The sequence below is a fragment of the candidate division KSB1 bacterium genome (genome assembly GCA_022562085.1).
Taxonomy (GTDB): Bacteria; Zhuqueibacterota; Zhuqueibacteria; order Oceanimicrobiales; family Oceanimicrobiaceae; genus Oceanimicrobium.
This window is the reverse complement of record JADFPY010000367.1, coordinates 1-4,369: the sequence shown is the minus strand read 5'-3', so window position 1 is coordinate 4,369 and position 4,369 is coordinate 1. Positions and strand designations below refer to the sequence as shown.

At 46.0% G+C, this 4,369-nt stretch carries 2 protein-coding genes; both read right to left on the bottom strand.

The annotated features are described in order from the left end of the window. The coding region (locus IH879_20365) for a hypothetical protein (protein ID MCH7677283.1) at positions 1–1,611 on the bottom strand (1,611 nt) is incomplete at its 3' end. A gap of 586 nt (positions 1,612–2,197) precedes the next feature. Continuing rightward, positions 2,198–4,195, bottom strand: coding sequence for a S9 family peptidase (locus IH879_20360; GenBank protein ID MCH7677282.1), 1,998 nt, complete (start codon positions 4,193–4,195; stop codon positions 2,198–2,200). Positions 4,196–4,369: the final 174 nt, after the last annotated feature.

Sequence of the window (4,369 nt, the reverse complement as noted above, 5' to 3'; positions counted from 1 at the left end):
TTTAACTCTTAAAAATCCGGTTTGATTGTAATTTAATTTAAAATTCTTTGACTTTATCTTTATTTTTTGTCTTCTTTTTTTTATTACAACTGTTTTAACTTTTCCTCCAGACCTAATAGTTAAAGGAATTAACCACCTCTGTCCTCTAAAAGCATCTTGAAATGCTTCTTGTTCAATCACAAGGTTTTCTCCCCTAGATTCTACCTTCAACAAAGGATATCCCGGCTGATTTATCCAGCTCTTAGCAATTTTTCTAATATCTTCCTTTGAAAATTTTGATAAGCAAATCCAAAAGTCATCTGCTTCAGCATTACTATATTTGAATTTATTTAAATAAAAAGAAACGCCTTTTCTAAAAGTTTCTTCTCCCAAAAAAGAGTCAATCATCCTTAATACACTCCCTCCTTTTCCATAACTTATTTCATCAAACAATTCTTCAATTTCATTTGCACTTTTTACATCTACTGAAATTGGGTGGGTTGTTTTTAATGAGTCTATACTTAAAGCACCCAATGTTTCAGATTCAAGATGATATTCCCATATATTCCATTCAGGAAAATAATGATCCAATGCCTTATACCCCATATAATTTGCAAAACTCTCATTCAACCATAAATCATTCCACCATTTCATTGTAACTAAATTTCCCGACCACTGATGCCAAAGCTCATGTGCAACCACCATCGCTATATCTCTTTTAACTCTAAACGAAGTATTTTTAGTAGAGAGCAATAAAATTTCTCTAAATGTAATCGCTCCCCAATTCTCCATTGCCCCTACAGCAAAATCAGGAATAGCAATCATATCTAACTTAGGTAAAGGATAATTAATTCCAGTATAATCTTCAAAATATTTCAAAACCTTCTTAGTTATATCTAGTGCAAATTTTCCTTGAGATTTTTTTCCAGGAGTTGTTACTATTCTAATTTTAGTCCTATTTTCATAATCACTTTCAAGATATTCAAACTCACCCACACCCATGTAAAGTAAATATGTGGACATTAAGGGGGTTCTTTCAAATTTAACCAACTTTTTGTTTCCTTTAATTTCTTCAGAGGTAATTGGCATATTTGATATTGTTTCTAAATTTTTATTGACAAACATTGAAACCAAAAACTCTGCTTTTTTCCCTGGTTCATCAAAACAAGGAAAAAACTGGCGTGCATAGATATCTTGCATTTGAGTGTAAATGTAATTCAGGCTGTCTTTGGTAAATTTGACAATGCCTTCCCCTTTCTTACTGAAAGATCCGTTAAATTCAAATTCAATTTTGTATTTGCCGGGAGTTAACGCTTCACGTGGTGTTATTTTTAGTAAACCAAATTCCTGGAACTCAAAATTGCAGGTAATTCTCTTGTAATTTTGAATTAATGACATTTTAGCAATTTCAAAATTTTTACCATGTAGACGAAAACTAGATAACGGTGCTGCGATTTCCAGCTCAATCTTGGTTGTACCAGAATAAACATCTTTATCAGGGTCGAGATTCAGGTGGATAAATTGGTAAATTGGTTCAACTTTGTGGGATAATCGGTATAAGTCGTTTTCTTGAGAAAGGAGAAAGTTAAAGAATACTAAAGTGAAGAAAAGAGGTAAAAGTTTTGTTCTCATAATAACCTCTAAATTAGGTTTACCAAATTTACCCCAATTTGCCTATTTGGCTCAGCGGTGCGGTTTGTGACTACTGAGTTTGATTCGCTCCAAAATAACCAAGATGCTCCTAAGCCAGAATTTTGCCCCGGGTCAGCATCCGCTGCAGCCGTTGCTATACTAAAATCAATCAATTTATCGACACTGTCCTAAGTTTTGCCAACCGCGCTTTCGCATCGATCATCCGGCAAATCGGCATCTGCGTCTTTCCAAAGGTTGAGGAATTTTTGATAGTTCTCGATGGCGAGCTAAGTATCCCCTTTTTGTTCATAGATTTACCGGGCATCACTTCTACATATGATCCTCATTACATGGTGTGTTTAAAACTAACCAGATGAGTAAATCCAACCTGATGATTGTGTAAAAATAAGATCAAACGAATATGACGCATTGGGCTTTCACAAACCAAAACGATTAATTTTGCACTGTATCGCTCTAACCTTACAAGCTTAATTTGTGATTTGCCGCCAGAGTCAAAAGTGCGTGTTAGTAACAGAAAGTATGGGCACAGGACACCCGTTGCGTGAAGACTACGCGGGGGGCTAGATTACTGACGCTCCCAAGGCTTCCAGTCGATGCCCATGACATACTTCTGCATCCACCTGATCTCTTCGATGTCACGCGTGCGCTGGTGTCTTGGCTCACGGAAACCATGGGGCTCGCGTGGAAATCTCACGTAGCGCACCGGTGCCTTGCCGATGTCTTTAAGCGCTGTAAAGAACATGATGGACTGATTGGCGGTACTGACCAGATCGCGGTCCCCGTGGAGCAGTATGGTGGGGGTTGTGACGTTCTTGACGTACCAGAGTGACGAAACCCTCCGCCACTCCTCCGGGTTTATCCAGTGGGCTCCACCGATGTAATGAATCCTGAGATCGTAGCTGAGTCCGGGGCCCGACTCCGCGGTCCAACTTCCGACCATGGCCCCTAGGGAAGCGGCCTCGAAGCGGTCTGTCTGTGTGATGACCCAGCTGCCGAGGATTCCGCCCCAACTCCAACCGCGCAGCGCTAGCCGCTCGGGATCTACGTCGCGTTCTGCAATCACATAGTCGACGCCGGTCATTAGGTCCTCGTACTCGCCGCCACCTACGTCGCCCATCAGTGCGGTCAGAAGATCATCGCCATAGCTGTCGCTACCTCGGATGTTCGGCCCCAGCGACGCGTATCCCAGACCAGCGTAAATGTGGAAGCTAGGTTGGAACCGGTTGGCGTAATGGCCCGGCGGGCCGCCGTGGATGTGAAGCATCAAGGGAACCTTCGTCCCTTCCTGGTAATCTCCGGGTAAATAGAACACCCCTCCTATCTCCGTCCCATCCTTGCTCTTCCAGCGGACTATCTCCGCCTTCGCCATGAGGATCTCTTCCTCGATCCAGGGATTCGCGTGCGTCAGGCGAACCGGATTCAGCTCATCCACCGACGAGGAATACAGATCGGTCGGAGTGTTGAAGTCGCTGAACGAGTAGACCATTCTCGTTCGGTCTTTGGAGAAGGCGAGGGCACGGAGCGTACCGCTGACGCTCGTCAAGTCGGTGACTCGCCCGGTAGCGATGTCGATACGATGGAGATTGCTGTTCGTGCGGCGTGTCTCGTTGAATAGAAGGCTCTTGCTGTCCGCTGACCAGCTAAGGCTCGAGATCCTTCCCTGATTCTGTCCTTCAAATTTTCTCTTCTTACGCGTGTCCGGGTTCAGCACCCAGAGAAACCCGTTCGTCAGATCGTGGTCGCCGTCGGATGGTGCATGGTATGCAATGCTTTTCCCGTTCGGTGACCAGAGAACGGCGTTCTCGCCGGCGTTGTTGTTTGTGAGCCGGACAACCTTCTTCTCGAGCCTGTCGACCAGATAGAGCTCGGACCAGTAGAAATAGTTCGAAAGCCGCTGCCGCGCCGCGGCGAAGACTACACGCTCTCCGTCCGGGGAGACGTCGAACCTACTGATGACGAGCTCTTCGTCAGTAAGACGGGTCTCGTGCATGGAAGAAAGGTCGAACGCCCAGAGGTTGCGCCAGCTTCCTTCCTCTCGGCCATGCGGACCCTCACGGACGTAGTACGCATCCGCCCCCTTATCGTGCTCCTTTTGCCTTTCCTCGCTCAACGCCTCGTTGGCGGTGAAGACTATCCCACGCCCATCCGTAGACCATTTGTAAGACTCGACGCCGTCTTTGTGATCGGTGAGTTTCGTGGCCTCGCCGCCGGCGGTTCTCATCCAAAAGACCTGATCGTTGTCATCGACAGGTCTAAGAAAAGACAGATACTTGCCGTCTGGGGAGAACTGGAACGATTCGCCACCCGCGTCCCCAATGAACTGAATGGCCTCCCCGCCTCCGGCGGGAATCATGTAATATTTCTTCTTCCTCTTGTTCTCATCCCACTCGAGCCCCGACTTGGAGAAGAAAACCCATTCGCCGTCCGCGGACATGAGCACGTCTGCGATACGGATCATGCTCAGGGCATCGTCGACGGTCATGGGACGGTGGGCTAAACCCTGTGCGAAAAGGCTCGCAGCAAAGAACAGATTAGCTGCGAGAAGAAAAAAAAATCGCCTCATTGGTTCCTCCTCCTAACGTGCCGGCGGATGAGCTTTAGGGGCTAACTCTGAGCTTCATCCTGCAATTAGGTTGCGCCCCTATAAGCTCAATCCGCTTGTTGGGGACGCGCAACGGAGCGTACTGAACAGAAGTGCCTGTTTTCGATTGCTCAATGCCTGCTTTCTGCAACCGGC